This window comes from Oceanobacillus limi, assembly GCF_900111445.1.
GTDB classification, from domain to species: Bacteria; Bacillota; Bacilli; order Bacillales; family Amphibacillaceae; genus Ornithinibacillus; species Ornithinibacillus limi.
Map to the genome: position 1 here is coordinate 60,647 of NZ_FOHE01000010.1, position 17,473 is coordinate 78,119.

The window sequence follows — 17,473 nt, forward strand, 5'->3', positions numbered from 1 at the left end:
TCTAATTACCATTAATTTATTATCACATTACACCCTAACCCTTCGATCACGAAACAGTTTTACACGATCAATTTCAGGAAGTTTACGTAAAACAGAACTACTTAACCAAAAAATGCTGAAGATAATCATCGAAATACCACAGATCAAAACAGAGATTTCAGCTGCAAATGTTTCGCCTAATATACCACCAATTAGAGAACCTACGGGCATTCCTAGAGCTGCAGCACTAGTTAACAAAGTAATCACTCTTCCTACATACGCTGTCTCTACCTGTTTCTGTATGGATGAAAAGACAAGAATGTTAAGTATTCCAATAGAAATTGCACCGGTAGAATATAATATGATTGATGGAACTAAAGGTAACGTTGCAGTACCAATCCACATAATACCTGTGCCTATATATGAAACTATAATTATCTTACCAAAATCTAAGTGCTTTAATTTAGGAGTAATAATTGTACCAATCATTATTCCAAGTGACAGGGAAGCTAGGTAAAATCCATATACAGCTTCTACACCATTACTTTTAATAAGAGAAAATGCAGGTAAATTTGTTGTCATGATAACCATGGCAATGTTAATAAAGACGATAGAATAAATCATTTTAGGAATTAATGAATTTTTAATATAGTTAAAACCCGCTTTAAGATCTATAAAATATTTTTTAGAAGCAGAACCAATAGACTGACCCTTTTCTTTGGTGATATCTGGTTGTTGGAAATTGAAAAATGCATATAAGAGGCTCACGAGTAGTATACAGATTGCAAAAATGGAGATAGCTGGAACTGTACCAATAATTGTTACGATAATCCCTGCTCCGGCAATAAAAGCTATGTCCATAGCTTCTCGAATTGTTTGTAAACACGAATTCGCCTCAAGCACATTATCTTCACCTACAATTATAGGTAGTATGGTTGATTCAATTGGATACGTATATTGCGTAAATAAAGCAACGATAAATAACAAACTAATGACATACCAAACATGTAATCCAACCGTGTAGTTTAATATTGGAATTGTAAATAAAATGGCTGCTTTTGCAAGGTTACTATATACCAGCCCATGTTTATATTTAGCATAGTTAGCTAATGGAGCAATTAAAAACGACAGTACACTCGCTGAAGATATTGCAAACATTGCAAGTCCAGAATAAAAAACACTTCCACTTAAATTTAATACAAGCAACATCCCCGCAACTAAGTAAATACCACTTCCTAATCCATTAACAAAAACACCGAACATTAATATCAAAAAGTTTCTTTCCAACATAAATGGTTTTATATTTTTCATCATTTAATTCTCCTCCTCATTAAATTCTTTTATAAGAAATTCTATAGAGTATGGAAATTGTTCCTCACTATCCTTTTCTTTATAAGATAAATGTCCATATTTAAAGAAAAGCTCCTCCAACTCTCCGCTTAACTGATTCACAAGTTTTTTAGACAAATAAATATTAGTAGTTCTACCGTCAACGTGCCCTGGTGGAGATACTTGCTCTGGATTCTTAAATAAATTAGCTTTAGCTTTGTAATATTTTTCTACAATTCCCTTCTCGGTGTTAATGCTTTCCACTTCAAGAATATCGTGCTTTACAAGCTGCTGAATATGATAGTAAACCGTACCAGGGTTTTTACCTAATAAATCGGCCACTTGTTTGGGTGTCATGGGTTGTTCATAAAGCAAAGCTACCAATCTTGACCTTAGGGGATTGGATAGCACCTTTTGTTGCTCCCAATTAATTTCCATCATTTCTTTGCCACTCTTATGATTCCAGTCCATTTAATCACCTTCCAATATTATTTTAAATAATTTATATTTGTAAATCGATTTGTAAATCCAAATTAATTATTAATTAACATTATACGATTTGGATTCCCAAATTGCAATAGTAAATTCTGATTTTTTAAAATATGTATTAAAGATAAATTTAGTATCTCAGGTTGTTGCGAATGAATTAATAAAAGAGCAGGTAATAATGGTCAAACAAAAAGACTGAACCATTATAGGATCCAGTCCGGAATTGTGTTCATATAAGAAACATGTTAAGTAGAAAATGGGCATAAAATCACGGTGAGTACAAAAATATTAATTATTTGATTTGCTATTGATTAATTATTCATTTTTAAACTACAGTCTATTGACTGTTACTCATCCTTCTTACAAATAAAAAATGTGTAGTGTAAATAGAAAATTAAACTCTTAGCGACCCTCGGAACCCTCTGGCACTATAATAGGATTCTGCTCCGTTATGATACACGAAAACTTTTCCATACCGATAGTCGCAAAAAATGGCACCACCGAGTTCTCTAATATCAGAAGGCGTTTGTATCCAACTCGAAGTTTTCCTATCTACATTTTCCAGTTTCTGCAACTCACGATATTGTTCTTCTGTTAATATTTCAATACCCATGGCAGTTGCCATATCGATCGCGTTATTTTCTGGTTTATTTTTTTTCCTTGATTCTAATGCTTCACGATCATAGCACACACTTCTTCTACCTTTAGGACTTTCCTTTGAACAATCGCAAAAGATAAATTCGCCTTTCTCTTCATCATAAGCAACAACATCCGGTTCGCCGTCCGTCCTTTCCATTTCATTGAGCGACCATAGCTTTTCCGGATTAGCTTCCAATTTTGCTTGGACTTTATCCCATTCAAGATCCTTATGACGGTGCTTGTTTTCCGCAAAACGCACTTTCAATAGTTGGAGTATTTCTTCACGTTCCTCAATTGACAGCTCCTTATTATGTATAGCATCACTCTCTGTCATATAATTTCCTCCTTATTTTTTCTCCTATTGATAGAAGTATCATTTGATATCTTTTTCTCTAATACCCTGTTAAAACATCTCTTCTGATATTTTTTTTAGGAATTCCTTTGTTCTTCAAATAAACAGAAACAGAATCTACCATCGACTTCGGTCCTATATAGTATTTAGTCTCGTTCTTATAATGATTCGTATAATCATCCATTTCCTTATGTAGATTATCCCTTGAATCAAGATAAGTTACAGTTATTGAAGTATTTTTCGCAATTTCATCAAGTTCCGCATTGTATATATGCTTGTTATTACGATCTAAATAGAGTAGTTTTATTTGTTTCCCATCACTACTACCTTCAGCTTCTAGCTGTTTTAACATCGATCTAAATGGGGTGATTCCTATTCCACCCGCAATCAAGAGTGAAGGACTGTCATCGTCTAGATAAAAAGAACCAAGCGCTCCACTCATCGTTATGTTCATTCCTTTATCAAGCTCTAACATTGCTTTTTTAAATTCACTCGGGTTTTCACTAATTCTCGTTGTTATTTTAATTACATTCTCTGCAGGAGCTGAAGCCACACTAAATGGTTTAGTTGCATTTTTCACTTTTCTATGGGTAATAGTAAATAGAGCATGTTGTCCTGCTTTCCAAGCTAAATCCTTCTCCTTCTCAAATAGGAAGCTAAATACTCCGTCTACTTCTTTGTAACTCTCTAAGAATACCAGTTCCTTCTTTGTAAATACTGATTTCATATCTTGAAAAAAACCCATGTTTCTACCTCCTTCATGTTTCAATGTTAAAAAGTTGAACAATCGGACTAACCCGAAGTACTATAACACTTTTTTTAGTACTTCAATCTTATCCGCCCAACCATGTTTCGCACCATTGAACGCATAATCTTCTTGATCAAATCCAGTATGCTCAAGATGTAAATGCGTGGTATCTCCCTCTTGCTTTAGCGTCCACGTGATTATTGTGTTGATTGGTCCACCTACCCATGTGTAAGACAACGTATAAGGCTTGTCCACTACCAATACTTCACTATCTACAACCAAATTGATTTTTTCATCGCGAAATTGACATTTGTACCCAACAATCGGTTTAAAATTATTATCCATAACCCATTGTGCAAGTGTGTCAGAATCTGTTAATGCATCCCACACCTTATTAATTGGACTCTTAAATTGAAAATCTAGTGATATATCCGCCATTATTATTCCTCCAATATATTTTTAAGTAAGATCGCTCTTTCATTCCAAAACTTCTCATAAAAGGATAACCAATCTTTCACCTCCTGTAAGGGACCTGGATTTAATCGATACCTTGTTTCTCTACCCAATTTACGATTCAATACTAAATCTGCTTCTTTAAGTATAGTTAAATGTTTAGAAACCGCTGTACGCCCCATTTTAAATTGACCCGTTATTTCGTGCAGTGGTAACTCTTCTGCATCTGCTAATAAACGTATTAATTTCCGTCTTGTTGGATCTGCAATAGCTACAAAAACATCTCGTTTTTGATCCGTGTTATTCACAATCCCATCTCCTTATAAATGCGACACCAATCAGTGACATAATTATAAGACACTTATCGGTGTCGAGTCAACAATACTTTTCCCTTTTATTCTATTATCCCTCAAAAAGGTTGATATCATTTTAGTTTCTTTCGTATTTATTTGTTCTTAAAATAATCCCTAATATAGGAGGAAGCCTTGCATGAAGAAACTCGGACAAACCTATATGTGCAATTTATGAACATGAAAAAGACCCGGAAATCGGAAAAGTTTATTTTTACGAAAACCGGATCTAAAATAAATGTATTTTTTAATTAGACACTTTCCTCTCCAACCAACAAACGGCCTCCACATGCATACTTTGCGGAAACATATCCACCGGCTGTACTTCTTTTGTTTCATACCCACCATCTTCTAGTATTCGCAGGTCTCTAGCTAAAGTGGATGGGTTACAGGATACATAAACAATTCGGTTTGGATCCATTTCAATCATCGCTTGTAATAAGCTTTCATCACAGCCTTTACGTGGTGGATCAACGACAACAACATCTGGATTTAACCCCTCATCCTTCCAGTTTGGCATAACCTTTTCTGCTTCTCCAACGGCAAATTCTACATTGGTAATCCCGTTTATCTTAGCATTTATTTTAGCATCTTGAATTGCTTCTGGAACAATCTCAACACCATACACTTTCTTTGCCTTTTGTGCTAAAAACAAGGAAATTGTACCGATCCCACAGTACGCATCGATTACTGTGTCATCCTCATCCGTATCGGCATATTCTAATGCTTGTTCGTATAGCTTTCTCGTTTGGGGTGGGTTAATTTGATAAAATGACTTCGCAGAAATAGCAAATCGTATATTTCCAATCGAATCATAAATATATTCTTCTCCCCATAATACGGTCGTTTTATCTCCCATAATGACATTCGTACGCTTCGAATTCACATTATGTACGATGGATTTAATATGAGGATACGTTTCCGTCAGTTCACGAATTAGTTCTTCTTTATGCGGTAAATCCTTTGTTCGGGTAATGAGCACCACCATAGCTTCCTTCGTTTCATGACCGGTACGGACCATAATATGACGAAGAACACCTCGATGACTCTTTTCATCATAAGCTCTTATCCCAAGGCGATTCGCAATTCTCCGTACACCTTCCACGATTCGATCGTTGGCATCGTCTTGTACAACACATGTATCCATATCTTCAATAATTTGGTGGCTACGCATTTGATAGAACCCCGTAATTAATTCACCTTTTTTCTCACCAACAGGAATAGCAACTTTATTCCGGTAACGCCATGGATCTTCCATTCCAATCGTAGGATGAACAGGTACGTGTGCTAAATGAGCGATTTTGCGCATGACATTTTTGACTTGATTTTGTTTCATTTCTAATTGCATTTTATAGCTCATATGCTGTATTTGACAGCCACCACATTTATAGAAAACATCACACGGAGGTTCGACACGATCTGGACTAGGGTTCTTTATTTCAAGCAATTTTCCAAAACCGAACTTCTTATTTACTTTGACTACCTTTACCTTCGCTTCCTCTCCCGGAAGGCCATACGGTACGAATAATGGATAGCCATCTATTTTTCCAACCCCATTTCCTTCATGTGTCAGATCCTCAAAAGTCAATGTGATGGTTTCATTTTTCTTTACTGGTGCAGATTGTTTCGCCATTATGTATCTTCCTTTACGCTCTATTCTGATTCATTCACTTATCATAACTCATCTTAGCAAATCGTATAACAAAAGAAAAAGAAAGACTACTTCTTATTCGTAATCTTCCTCTTCTTCATGAACATATGATTCTGGAACAAAAAAATTAATGTGCTGTTTAAGATTTTTAAATTCGCCTGGCAACATACCACCATATTCACCGTCTATATTTAATTGCATTTTGTCATCTGGGGTTACCGTAATTTCCTTGGCTTTTACATAAATAACAGAATCATCATCTAAGTGCGCCCCTCGAGATGCTAATGTCACAATCCGAATAAACTCAGCTAAATTTGTTTTCCGTAATACAACCAGATCAAAATATCCATCATCCATTTTGGCATCTGGAACTAATTTTTCAAATCCACCAACAGAATTTGAATTGGATACGAGAAATAACATAATATCTTCATCTATTATATTGCCATCATATTCTATTTTGGCTCTGGCTGGTTTTAAGGAAGGTAACATCTCGATGCCTTTCATGTAATATGCCAACTGACCAATCATCGTTTTTAATTTACTAGGTACATCATAGGTTAACTCGGTTAACTTCCCACCACCAGCAATGTTGATAAAATAATGGTCATTTACTTTTCCAATATCAAGTGGTGATGCATGATCCTCCAAAATAACATCTACTGCTTTCTGAATTCCTTTTGGGATTCGAAGTGCTCTCGCAAAATCATTGGTCGTTCCAACCGGAATTATCCCTAACTTCGGACGATAATCTTGTTCTGCTAGTCCATTGATTACTTCATTAATCGTTCCATCTCCACCAGCAGCAATAACGATATCATACTTTCGTTCGACAGCCGTCCGTGCTGCCTCAATCGCATCTCCTTCACCAGTTGTCGCATGGGCAGATGTCTCATATCCTGCTATTTCAAGCCGTTCTAAAACTGTCGGAAGCTCTCGTTTAAATGCCTCCCGACCAGATGTTGGATTATAAATGATTCGGGCCCTCTTCATTCTGTCCCCTCCCATTGATAACAATATGCAAGCAATCTATTTGTATACTGGATATATTTCCCTCGTTTATAACTCAATCCCTATCATAGCGCTTTTTCACTCATTTGAGAAGTATTTCATATTAAAAGGCTAGACTACGGCCTTTAGGAGTAGTCTAGCCTTTTGTACTAACGGTTATCCATTTCTTCTTTTAAGATTTTATTAACCATTGGTGGATTTGCTTGACCTTTGGTTGCTTTCATTACTTGCCCAACTAAGAAGCCAAGCGCACGGCCTTTCCCGTTCTTATAATCAATAATGGACTGCTCGTTTTCATCAAGGATTTTTCCAATGATTTCTTTTAATTGACCTTCATCAGAAATTTGTACTAGTCCTTTTTCTTTTACGATCTTTTCCGGATCGCCTCCGTTTTCGACTAACTCCGCGAAAACTTTTTTTGCAATTTTGGAGGATATTGTTCCATCTTCAATTAGTTTAATCATTTTCCCTAATGCTTCAGGAGTGATCGCTAAATCGCTAAGTTCCTTATAATGCTTATTCATGTATGCAGAAACTTCTCCCATTAACCAATTCGAAGCTTGTTTCATATCTGCCCCGTTCGCGATGGTTTCCTCGAAGAAATCACTCATTTCTTTTGAGCTCGTTAATACTTCTGCATCATACTCTGGAAGTTCCAATTCACTAATATAGCGCTGTTTTCTAGCCCCAGGTAATTCAGGGATCTCATTACGAATCCGTTCTTTCCATGCTTCATCTATATATAGTGGTACTAAGTCTGGTTCAGGGAAGTAACGATAATCATCCGATCCTTCTTTAACACGCATTAAGATTGTCTCTTTTGACTTTTCATCATACCTGCGAGTCTCTTGTAAAATTTCTCCACCAGATAGCAAGACTTTTTCCTGACGCTTTTCCTCAAACTCTAATCCTTTTTGGACAAACGTAAAGGAGTTTAAATTCTTTAATTCTGCTTTTGTACCAAACTTCTCCTGTCCAATTGGACGAAGGGAAATGTTGGCGTCACAGCGAAGGGATCCTTCCTGCATTTTCACATCAGATACACCAGTGTATTGAATAATCGTTTTTAATTTCTCAAGATAAGCATATGCCTCTTCTGGAGAACGCATATCTGGCTCCGAAACAATTTCGATTAATGGCGTGCCTTGACGGTTAAAATCAACATAGGAATAGCCATCATCACCATGGGTTAATTTCCCGGCATCTTCCTCTAAGTGTAGTCGAGTAATACCGATTCGTTTTTTCTTGCCATTTACTTCAATTTCAATCCAGCCATTCTCGCCAATTGGTTTATCGAATTGAGAAATTTGATATGCCTTTGGATTATCTGGATAGAAATAATTCTTACGATCAAATTTCGTATCCGTAGCAATTTCGCAATTTAAGGCCATTGCTGCTTTCATTGCGAAGTTAACCGCTTCTTCATTTAAGACCGGTAATACACCTGGATACCCTAAATCAATAGGGTTTACATTTGTGTTTGGTTCATTTCCAAACGCATTTGGACTTGGACTAAATATTTTAGATTGGGTTTTTAGTTCGACATGGACTTCAAGACCAATTATTGTTTCAAAATTCATTATTTCGCACCTCCAAGTTGAGGTTTTTTCGTATGATGATCGGTTGCTTGTTCAAAAGCATGAGCAGTACGATATACTGTTCCTTCATCAAAATGTTTTCCGATGATTTGTAAGCCAATTGGTAGCCCTTCTTCAGAAAGACCACAAGGCACGGAAATTCCTGGTACACCAGCTAAGTTAACTGGGATTGTTAAAATATCATTCGCATACATTGTTAATGGATCATCAATTTTCTCTCCTACTTTAAATGCTGGAGTAGGTGTTGTTGGTCCAATAACAACATCGTAGTTTTCAAAGATTTTATCGAAATCATTTTTAATCAATGTACGTACTTGTTGTGCTTTTTTATAATAGGCATCATAGTAACCAGAGCTTAATGCAAAGGTTCCGAGCATAATACGACGCTTCACTTCTTCACCAAAGCCTTCGCTACGAGACTTCTTAAACATGTCCATCATGTTATCCGCATTCTCCGAGCGAACACCATATCGTACCCCATCAAAACGTGCTAGGTTTGCGGATGCTTCGGATGAAGAAATTAAATAATAGGTAGCAACGGCATATTTTGAATGTGGCAAGGAAACTTCCTCCCATGTTGCACCTAATGATTCATATACCTTTAATGCACGCATGACTGCTTCTCTTACCTCAGGGTTAACCCCCTCTGCAAGATATTCCTTTGGTACAGCTATTTTTAAGCCTTTCACATCACCTGTTAGGGATTTGGTATATTCAGGAATATCTACATTCGCACTAGTAGAGTCCATTTTGTCATGTCCCGCGATTACTTCTAATACACGCGCATTATCCTCTACACTACGAGTTAGTGGTCCAATCTGATCGAGGGATGAAGCAAAGGCAACTAAACCAAAACGAGATACTAGCCCGTAAGTTGGTTTCAAACCGACAACACCACAAAAGGCTGCTGGTTGGCGAATCGATCCCCCCGTATCTGAACCTAATGAAAATAAAACTTCTCCTGCCGCAACTGCTGCTGCAGAACCACCACTGGATCCACCTGGAACATAGTCCGTGTTCCATGGATTACGAGTTGGTGTATAGCTAGAATTTTCATTAGAAGAACCCATTGCAAATTCATCCATGTTTAATTTTCCAATCGTAACAGCATTTTCTGCGTTTAATTTTTCAACAACGGTTGCGTTATACAGTGGATCTTCAAAGTTTCGTAAAAATTGACTACCACATGTTGTGCGCAATGCTTTTGTTACAATATTATCTTTAATACCACTTGGAATTCCAAACAGTTTGTTGCTTTTATTTGTTTCACGATCCAATTCTCTTGCTTTTTCGATTGCATTTTCTTCATCTAATGTTAAAAATGCGTGAACTTCGTCATCCACTTCTTTTATACGGTTGTAAGAAGTTTCAACAAGTTCTGCTACGGTTATTTCGTTATTATGTAATTTCTCTTCTATCTCTTTTATAGAATGATCAAATAATGACATCGTTGGGAACCCTCCTCCATATTCTTGGGTAAAGTCTATTTGCCAAGCTTTGTAGGCAATAACCAGTTATATACTTATTCCTTACCATCCGATAGAATCGATGGCACCCGGTATTGACCATTTTCTTGGTCTGGGGCATTTTTCATTGCTTCTTCTTTTGTAATCCACTTTCTTGGCTCATCTTTTCTCATGACATTTTTCAATTCTAGTACATGTGTCGTCGGGTCTACCCCTTCTGTATCAAGCTCATTTAATTGTTCAGCAAAGGTAATAATGGAACTTAATTGTTCGGTGAACATCTCTGCCTCTTGATCATTCATTTCAAGTCTAGCAAGGTTTGCTACGTGCTTTACTTGATCCTTTGATATTTCAGCCATTTCCTGCACCTCCACATTTATCCTATTATATCTTAAATTTTAGTCATAACTTGCTAATTTTAACCAATAAAAACTGCTACAATACTATTGATCATAGCAGAATTTAGCAGTGATAATCAAGAAATCAACAAAAACAGGGTATTGAGGAAGAAAAAGTCACTCGCTCTTTCAAAAAGAGGAGTGACTTTCAGGTTATTATTCGTTTAATTTGGAAATAGTTTCATCAAATTCGTTTTCCATTTCATTTGTTGGTCTACCAAGTAAACTAACTAGAATCGTAACAACTAAGTTAAGTGCGAACCCTGGAACAATTTCATACAAATCAAAGATTCCTCCAGATAAGAATTCACCCCATACAACAACTGTTGCAGCACCAACCAGGATACCCATTACGGCACCGGCGCGGGTGATTCGCTTCCAAAATAGCGATAGAATGATGATCGGTCCAAACGCCGCACCAAAACCTGCCCAAGCATAACTTACTAACTCTAGTACAGATGCTTCTGGATCCATTGCAATAATTGTAGCAACTAAGGCAATTATTATCGTTGCAATACGACCAACCCACACTAGCTCTTTATCCGTTGCTTCTCTACGGAAAATAGCTTTATAGAAATCCTCTGCAACTGCTGAAGATGATACAAGCAACTGTGAGTCAACCGTACTCATGATTGCGGATAAAATAGCTGCTAATAGAATACCGGCAATTATTGGATGGAAAAGCAGCTGTGAAAATGCAATAAAGATTACTTCTGAGTTATCAAGCATTTGCACACCATTCTCCGTAACGACGTCTATGCCAACATTACTTAAAATCGATACATCTTGTGAACTAATGTATGCTAGTCCGACAAAACCGGTAAACATTGCTCCATATAAACCTAGAATCATCCAAGTTGTTCCAATAAAACGAGCTTTCGGAACATCCTTCGGTGAGCGTAATGCCATAAAGCGAACAATAATATGGGGTTGACCGAAATATCCCAAGCCCCACGCTGCTCCTGAGATAATGGCAATTGTACCAGCAAAGGTACCAACACCTGCTAACATATCTAAGTGCTCAGGATTAATTTCTCCTACTGCTTGAACGGCAGCATTCCAGCCACCAAGTTCATTGATTGCCACAATAGGTACAACGATTAATGCGAGTAGCATTAGTACTCCTTGGAAAAAGTCCGTCCATACAACGGCAAGAAATCCTCCAAGAAACGTGTAGGAAACAACGACGAGTGCACCAATCCATAGTGCTGTTTGATAGGAAAATCCAAATGAAGCTTCAAACAGTGTTGCTCCGGCAACCATTCCTGATGAAGTATAAAAGGTGAAAAATAGTAAGATCACTAATGCAGAAATGACACGTAGAACATGTGAATTGTCTTTAAATCGATTTTCTAAGAAATCTGGGATGGTAATCGAATTGTTCGATACCTCCGTATAAATACGCAGTCGCTTGGCAACGAACTGCCAGTTTAAATAAGCACCAACGGCTAAACCAATAGCCATCCAACCTCCATATGCTCCACCAAAACCAGAAGCATATACAGCACCAGGTAAACCTAGTAGTAACCAACCACTCATATCTGACGCACCAGCACTTAATGCTGCGACACCTGGTCCAAGTTTACGTCCACCTAATACATAATCCGATAAATTACTCGTTCGGTAATACATGAATAGTCCAATTGCTAGCATGGCAACTAGATAGAAAATAAATGTTATTAATACAGTTGTATCCATTACTTGTTAATTCCCCCTATTTTTAATCAGTGATGCAGCCGCTAAAATAATCAACAACGGCATTGGTACGAACAGCCAAAACCACGTAATTCCTTCTATCTCCATACATGAACCCCTCTCTATCTCTATTTCTGCCCAAACCAAACTCGAAAAAGCGAAATCCAATCTAAATTATTTAATGTAAATATTTTAAAAATTAAGAATTCGCCTTTCCTGTTATTAGCATAACATACTGAATTTAAATATCCACCGCATTTTCCGAATAACCGTAAATTCTTGCATAAAAAATTCGGTAATGTTAATCTATTAATTTACTATACCTCATTTTTTCATGGAAAAATCGCAAATTCACGCTTTTTTTCACTAGTATAGATCTCATCATTACTACTTAGAAAACTTGGCAATAATATTGTTTTCCAATACATTTTTTCGGTCTTTTATCGAAATTGTCCATTGTGAACTGTTTTATAATAAAAAAAGCCCGAAATAGGTTCCACGCTATTTCAGGCAATCTATCATATAAGTAATAGGGTAAAAATTAAGATTTAAAGACAAAATTCACACTTGATTAAATTAAAACTTTAAACTAGTTAAACTCATTTTACTAAATACACTTGGTTCAGACTCTCCAGTAGCTAAATCAGTTGGTTGGTTATCTTGCGTGAATAAAAATCCACCTACTAAAAGAGTACCTAATGCTACAGCTGCAATCATTTTTTTCATCGTCTCCCCTCCTTTATAAATTAACTACTTCCTCATATGTGAGGTTAGCAAGTTTATAGTATTTAACGGAGTCCTTATACCTACCTAGTTTTTCAAAATGCTTAGCTAACATATTTGAGTATTCTATCAAATTGCCATAATCTTTACGCTTTTGTAGGTAAGGTATGAATTCCTCCTTTACTAATGAAATAAATTGATCACTTTGCTCATTTATAGCGAATTTAAAAGTATGAATAATATAGTTATATAAACTATAATTAACATTTTCTTTTGATAATTCTAGTAATTCATTCGCTTTTTCGATTGCTTGATGTGCCTTTTCAAAATTATGTATTTTATAATATTCTTTAATTAAATTGGTAATCCCAAGCAATCTTTCGTTTATTTGTAACATTTCATCTTCAACAACTTCAACAAAATGCTTAATGGCTTCTTTTGAATCACCTATTGAAGAATATAAATATCCAAGGTTCTGATTAGTTAACTGAATTACTTGTTTATTTTTATTAAGTTCACCTAAACGTCTAGCTAAATTGTAATGCTTTATTGCTTTTTCATACATCTTAATTCTTCTATAAGATATGCCTAATAAAATATGACATTGTGCACATCGAATAAAATTGTACTCTCTTTGGAATGTATCAATTGCCTTGTTTGAGTATTCTATAGATTCCAGTGTGTTTCGAAGTTTACTATGCGTAACTGCAATAGTATATTGAAGATCAGCAACTTGTTCATCTTTTAGTTTAATTTGGTTTAGTTTATCTTCAGCAACTTTATACATTCTCATTGCTTGGTTGAATTCATTATTAGCTGTACTATAATTCCCCTTAAACTTATACCAATAAAACAAATGCAAGCTATCAAACGAGCCAGAGACTTCATTTAACTTATTAATCTGCTCTAATGCGTTGTCGTATTCACCTAAAATAAGAAAATATCTTATCTTATGAATCTCGAACATCATTAAACTATCAGAACGGACTATCGCTAATAATTCACTTAGTTCCTTATAAGCTTCGATAATCTCTTCTTTGTCGTTTACTTCAAATAACATGTTGAACCAGTTTTCGCATTTCTCTTTGATCGTGATATCTTTTTCACCATCTAATTCGATGCCGAGTCGTGTACACAACATGCTAATGACTTCTGGACTCGCTTCCGTTCGCTGATTTTCAATCTTGGACAAATAGGACATAGAAACAATTCCGTCGGCTAGTTCTTCTTGTGTCATTCCTTGTTTGACGCGTTGCAATTTGATAAAGGAACCAATTTCCATTAGTACTCCTCCCGTTCACTTGTTTCTATTACTATTTGCTTATTTATATAATAACATATATTTTGAATATTCATATTGGGAAAGTTGTAGTAGAAAAGTACCGTTTAACCCCATAAAAACTTTCCTACTTTCCTAAATTGATGAAAGTGGGAAAGTTTTTACAGAAATTAGTATAGGTTGTCTGTTGTCCCTACAAAATTCAACTATAAATCTATCATATTTTCCTAACTTTCATCATAAGAAAAACCCCTTTCCATCGAAAGAGGTTTTTTTCAATTTTTATAGCATTTCAGATGTTGTTTTACCTTGCATATGCTGGATTAAGTAATCTGGTCCTCCTGCTTTGGAATCAGTTCCAGACATATTAAATCCACCAAATGGTTGATATCCAACGATTGCTGCTGTACATCCTCGGTTGAAGTAAAGGTTACCAACATGGAAGTCTCTACGTGCTTGCTCTAGATGAGTACGGTTATTTGTAATAACAGCACCTGTCAAGCCGTATTCCGTGTTGTTCGCAATTTCGATTGCATGATCAAAATCTTTTGCTTTCGTTAGACCAACAACTGGACCAAAGATCTCTTCTTGCATTAGTCGCGCATCCGGATCGACGTCACCGAATACCGTTGGATTTACGAACCAACCAGTTGAGTCGTCACCAGTTCCACCAGCTAGTAATTCTCCTTCTTGTTTACCAATTTCAATATAATTCATGATCTTATCATATGCACCTTGGTCAATTACAGGCCCCATGAAGTGGGAGTTATCTTTTGGATCACCAGCAGATAATTCATTTGTTAACTCTACAACACGATCTTTTACTTGATCATAAACATCTTCATGGATTACTGCGCGTGAACAAGCAGAACATTTTTGTCCAGAAAAACCAAATGCAGATTGTACGATCGATTGAGCAGCTAATTCTAAGTCAGATTCATTATCAACAACGATCGTATCCTTACCACCCATTTCAATAATCGTACGTTTTAACCATTTTTGTCCTTCTTGAACAACTGCTGCACGTTCAAATATACGTGTACCGACTTCACGTGACCCAGTGAAGCTTACAAAACGAGTGCGTGGATGGTCTACTAAGTAGTCCCCTACTTCACTTCCTGGTCCAGGAATATAGTTGATCACTCCAGCTGGAAGTCCAGCTTCTTCTAATACTTCCATAAATTTATATGCAATAACCGGTGTAGCACTTGCTGGTTTTAGTAAAACCGTGTTACCGGTAACCATCGCTGCTACGGTTGTTCCTGCCATAATCGCAAATAAGAAGTTCCATGGTGAAATAACCAAGCCCACACCCAATGGTATGTAATTAAATTGATTATACTCAATTGGACGGCTATTTACTTCAGCACCATCTTTGATTTTAAGCATTTGACGTCCATAATATTCAAGGAAATCAATCGCTTCTGCCGTATCAGCATCTGCTTCCTTCCAAGGCTTACCGCCTTCTTTTACCAAGTGTGCAGAAAACTCATGCTTACGACGTCTTACAATTGCTGCAGCGCGGAACAAGATGTCAGCACGAAATTTCGGGTCTGATTTTCTCCAATACGTTTCAAAGGTTTCATCTGCAACCTTCATTGCCTTTTCAGCAAGCTCTTTATTTGCTTTTGACACATATCCGATTACTTCATTTCTATCAGCTGGATTAACAGAAACAATCTTTTCCTCTGTTGTAATCCTTTCGCCACCAATAATTAGTGGGTACTCTTTTCCAAGATCTGCTTCCACCTTTTTTAACGCTTCCTGCATTAACTGTCTGTTTTCCTCTACAGTAAAGTCAGTAAATGGTTCATGCTTGTATGGTACTACCATGATAAAACCTCCTTAAATATTCCAATTTATTCCATGTATCCGCTTTAATTTCTAAGGAAAATAGTAGAGAACTTCTGTTACCTTCGTTCTCCATGCAAGATAAGAACGTATTTGTTTCCTACCTCGCAACAAATGATTTAATCGTATAAATTTTATAAAAATTCCCCATAAAAAAAACGGAGTGGAATATATCCACCCCCTATTCTAACTTAAAAGCGACAAGTCTTCAAACATTCTTGATTTATTTAATGAAAAATACGTACATCGGGGTCACTTTGACCTGCCTCACGATAAATGACACCTTCTATTTGATCACTTGATGTAATTTTTACTTCCAGATCATAGTAATCTGGAAACATTTCTTTGACGAGATCATATGCGTATTGAGCAAAACCTAACACTTCCCCTTCACCATGAAACTCAATTGGTACCTCTAATGTTAGCTTTTGCATTTCCTCATTAACGTAGAATCCTTCACCGATTACACCAACATAATTTGGAAAGAATTTGGCTATATCATTCCCGAAACTTTTTACAATTTGAGCATCATCATAATATTTTTTCTCTGCTTCATTTGAAGGAAATAGGATGTATTCTTCATTAATATCATTCCATTCCTTAATCGTGTTTTCTCCCTTGGGAACGAGTGTCTTGGTGACAAAGTTTCCAGGAATAGTTGAGCCTTGTGCCTCTTCTCGATACAAAGCAATCATAATCGGCACTTCTTCTAATCCTTCAATCTCACGCGCACGCTCTAGAATCGTTTGTGCGATTTCCTTCCCTTTTTCTACCATTTCACTTTCGGGAATATCTTCGTAATAATCTGGCCCATCTGGATCAGCTTTAAAACGATAAACAGACTTTAAGGCAACTCCTATGGATACACCTCTTAAATCAACCGTCTTATCTTCGTTCTTCACGAGAAAATTATGCTCTAGAATATGAGATAGATAGCGTGGTTTCTCCCGTAATTGATCTTCATCTTCATCATCCTCAATGGCAGGGTTTAGACCTAATGTAAGCTCTTCACGAATTCGGTCTTCATTCACTGTCATTCCATGGTACTCTAACTCAGCAATTCGATCTTCCACTGCTTGTTCTAATTGCTCATCTGTTAAATCTCTTCCAAGCCAATCATAAACGGTATCTTCATCTAAGTACTGACCTTCCTCGAAAAAATATTTTTTAGGATCAAAATATTCCTTGGAATGCCTCCGTAAACCAACTTCCATCTCATCAATATCCAAACGGTTCGCTATTTGGTTAACAATAACTCCCCGTGCCTCACTCGTACGGTAAGGTAAAATGATACGATAATTTTGATCTGAAAGGCTATTGCTTGGTACGATCGATGGCTGCCCTTGTGACTCTTCATCATTTGGCAGCACCTCCTCGTCCTCGCTTAATTTTGGTGTACAGCTTGTCATGACCAGGAGGGTGCAGACGAACAACAATGCAACTCTTTTCATGCTATCACCCC

16 protein-coding genes are annotated in these 17,473 nt (G+C 36.5%); all 16 read right to left on the bottom strand.

What is annotated here, in order from left to right; translation table 11 throughout:
- Positions 1-27 precede the first annotated feature (27 nt).
- Positions 28-1,293 (bottom strand): MFS transporter, encoded by a 1,266-nt coding sequence (locus BMX40_RS11805; protein ID WP_244513507.1) that lies wholly within the window; start codon positions 1,291-1,293, stop codon positions 28-30.
- Positions 1,294-1,779, bottom strand: a complete 486-nt coding sequence (locus tag BMX40_RS11810; protein ID WP_090870133.1) for an ArsR/SmtB family transcription factor — start codon at positions 1,777-1,779, stop codon at positions 1,294-1,296. It lies immediately after the preceding gene.
- Positions 1,780-2,191: 412 nt separating this feature from the next.
- Positions 2,192-2,770, bottom strand: coding sequence for a DUF4256 domain-containing protein (locus BMX40_RS11815; RefSeq protein WP_090870135.1), 579 nt, complete (start codon positions 2,768-2,770; stop codon positions 2,192-2,194).
- 58 nt (positions 2,771-2,828) lie between these two features.
- Positions 2,829-3,533: an FAD-dependent oxidoreductase gene (locus BMX40_RS11820; protein ID WP_090870137.1), complete on the bottom strand. Its 705-nt coding sequence runs from the start codon at positions 3,531-3,533 to the stop codon at positions 2,829-2,831.
- 60 nt (positions 3,534-3,593) lie between these two features.
- Positions 3,594-3,974 (bottom strand): SRPBCC family protein, encoded by a 381-nt coding sequence (locus BMX40_RS11825; protein WP_090870139.1) that lies wholly within the window; start codon positions 3,972-3,974, stop codon positions 3,594-3,596.
- Positions 3,975-3,976: 2 nt separating this feature from the next.
- Positions 3,977-4,297 (bottom strand): ArsR/SmtB family transcription factor, encoded by a 321-nt coding sequence (locus BMX40_RS11830; RefSeq protein WP_090870141.1) that lies wholly within the window; start codon positions 4,295-4,297, stop codon positions 3,977-3,979.
- Positions 4,298-4,586: 289 nt separating this feature from the next.
- Positions 4,587-5,972 carry a 23S rRNA (uracil(1939)-C(5))-methyltransferase RlmD gene (rlmD, locus tag BMX40_RS11835; RefSeq protein ID WP_090870143.1) on the bottom strand — a complete coding sequence of 462 codons (1,386 nt, stop codon included), beginning with the start codon at positions 5,970-5,972 and terminating at the stop codon, positions 4,587-4,589.
- Between the two features lie 93 nt (positions 5,973-6,065).
- The gene (locus tag BMX40_RS11840; RefSeq protein ID WP_090870145.1) at positions 6,066-6,983 is read right to left on the bottom strand and encodes a diacylglycerol kinase; all 918 of its coding nucleotides are present in this window, start codon (positions 6,981-6,983) and stop codon (positions 6,066-6,068) included.
- Between the two features lie 167 nt (positions 6,984-7,150).
- Entirely contained in the window at positions 7,151-8,581 is a 1,431-nt protein-coding gene (gene gatB, locus BMX40_RS11845) for an Asp-tRNA(Asn)/Glu-tRNA(Gln) amidotransferase subunit GatB (RefSeq protein ID WP_090870147.1), read from the bottom strand.
- Positions 8,581-10,047, bottom strand: coding sequence for an Asp-tRNA(Asn)/Glu-tRNA(Gln) amidotransferase subunit GatA (gene gatA / locus BMX40_RS11850; RefSeq protein WP_090870150.1), 1,467 nt, complete (start codon positions 10,045-10,047; stop codon positions 8,581-8,583). The genes gatB and gatA overlap by 1 nt, the downstream gene beginning before the upstream one ends.
- A 74-nt stretch (positions 10,048-10,121) precedes the next feature.
- Entirely contained in the window at positions 10,122-10,424 is a 303-nt protein-coding gene (gene gatC, locus BMX40_RS11855) for an Asp-tRNA(Asn)/Glu-tRNA(Gln) amidotransferase subunit GatC (RefSeq protein ID WP_090870152.1), read from the bottom strand.
- Positions 10,425-10,619: 195 nt separating this feature from the next.
- Positions 10,620-12,161 carry a sodium/proline symporter PutP gene (gene putP, locus BMX40_RS11860; protein WP_090870154.1) on the bottom strand — a complete coding sequence of 514 codons (1,542 nt, stop codon included), beginning with the start codon at positions 12,159-12,161 and terminating at the stop codon, positions 10,620-10,622.
- Positions 12,162-12,734: 573 nt separating this feature from the next.
- Positions 12,735-12,884 carry a hypothetical protein gene (locus BMX40_RS20280; protein ID WP_170840768.1) on the bottom strand — a complete coding sequence of 50 codons (150 nt, stop codon included), beginning with the start codon at positions 12,882-12,884 and terminating at the stop codon, positions 12,735-12,737.
- A gap of 13 nt (positions 12,885-12,897) precedes the next feature.
- Entirely contained in the window at positions 12,898-14,163 is a 1,266-nt protein-coding gene (locus BMX40_RS11865) for a helix-turn-helix domain-containing protein (RefSeq protein ID WP_090870156.1), read from the bottom strand.
- Positions 14,164-14,442: 279 nt separating this feature from the next.
- Positions 14,443-15,993 carry an L-glutamate gamma-semialdehyde dehydrogenase gene (gene pruA, locus BMX40_RS11870; RefSeq protein ID WP_090870158.1) on the bottom strand — a complete coding sequence of 517 codons (1,551 nt, stop codon included), beginning with the start codon at positions 15,991-15,993 and terminating at the stop codon, positions 14,443-14,445.
- 245 nt (positions 15,994-16,238) lie between these two features.
- Entirely contained in the window at positions 16,239-17,462 is a 1,224-nt protein-coding gene (locus BMX40_RS11875) for a CamS family sex pheromone protein (protein ID WP_090870160.1), read from the bottom strand.
- Between the last annotated feature and the right edge of the window lie 11 nt (positions 17,463-17,473).

Excerpts from the sequence above, each read along its gene's own strand:
- BMX40_RS11805 (WP_244513507.1), bottom strand. The coding sequence starts at position 1,293 with ATGATGAAAAATATAAAACCATTTATGTTGGAAAGAAACTTTTTGATA.
- BMX40_RS11810 (WP_090870133.1), bottom strand. The coding sequence starts at position 1,779 with ATGGACTGGAATCATAAGAGTGGCAAAGAAATGATGGAAATTAATTGG.
- BMX40_RS11815 (WP_090870135.1), bottom strand. The coding sequence starts at position 2,770 with ATGACAGAGAGTGATGCTATACATAATAAGGAGCTGTCAATTGAGGAA.
- BMX40_RS11820 (WP_090870137.1), bottom strand. The coding sequence starts at position 3,533 with ATGGGTTTTTTTCAAGATATGAAATCAGTATTTACAAAGAAGGAACTG.
- BMX40_RS11825 (WP_090870139.1), bottom strand. The coding sequence starts at position 3,974 with ATGGCGGATATATCACTAGATTTTCAATTTAAGAGTCCAATTAATAAG.
- rlmD (WP_090870143.1), bottom strand. The coding sequence starts at position 5,972 with ATGGCGAAACAATCTGCACCAGTAAAGAAAAATGAAACCATCACATTG.
- BMX40_RS11840 (WP_090870145.1), bottom strand. The coding sequence starts at position 6,983 with ATGAAGAGGGCCCGAATCATTTATAATCCAACATCTGGTCGGGAGGCA.
- gatB (WP_090870147.1), bottom strand. The coding sequence starts at position 8,581 with ATGAATTTTGAAACAATAATTGGTCTTGAAGTCCATGTCGAACTAAAA.
- gatA (WP_090870150.1), bottom strand. The coding sequence starts at position 10,047 with ATGTCATTATTTGATCATTCTATAAAAGAGATAGAAGAGAAATTACAT.
- gatC (WP_090870152.1), bottom strand. The coding sequence starts at position 10,424 with ATGGCTGAAATATCAAAGGATCAAGTAAAGCACGTAGCAAACCTTGCT.
- putP (WP_090870154.1), bottom strand. The coding sequence starts at position 12,161 with ATGGATACAACTGTATTAATAACATTTATTTTCTATCTAGTTGCCATG.
- BMX40_RS20280 (WP_170840768.1), bottom strand. The coding sequence starts at position 12,884 with ATGAAAAAAATGATTGCAGCTGTAGCATTAGGTACTCTTTTAGTAGGT.
- BMX40_RS11865 (WP_090870156.1), bottom strand. The coding sequence starts at position 14,163 with ATGGAAATTGGTTCCTTTATCAAATTGCAACGCGTCAAACAAGGAATG.
- pruA (WP_090870158.1), bottom strand. The coding sequence starts at position 15,993 with ATGGTAGTACCATACAAGCATGAACCATTTACTGACTTTACTGTAGAG.
- BMX40_RS11875 (WP_090870160.1), bottom strand. The coding sequence starts at position 17,462 with ATGAAAAGAGTTGCATTGTTGTTCGTCTGCACCCTCCTGGTCATGACA.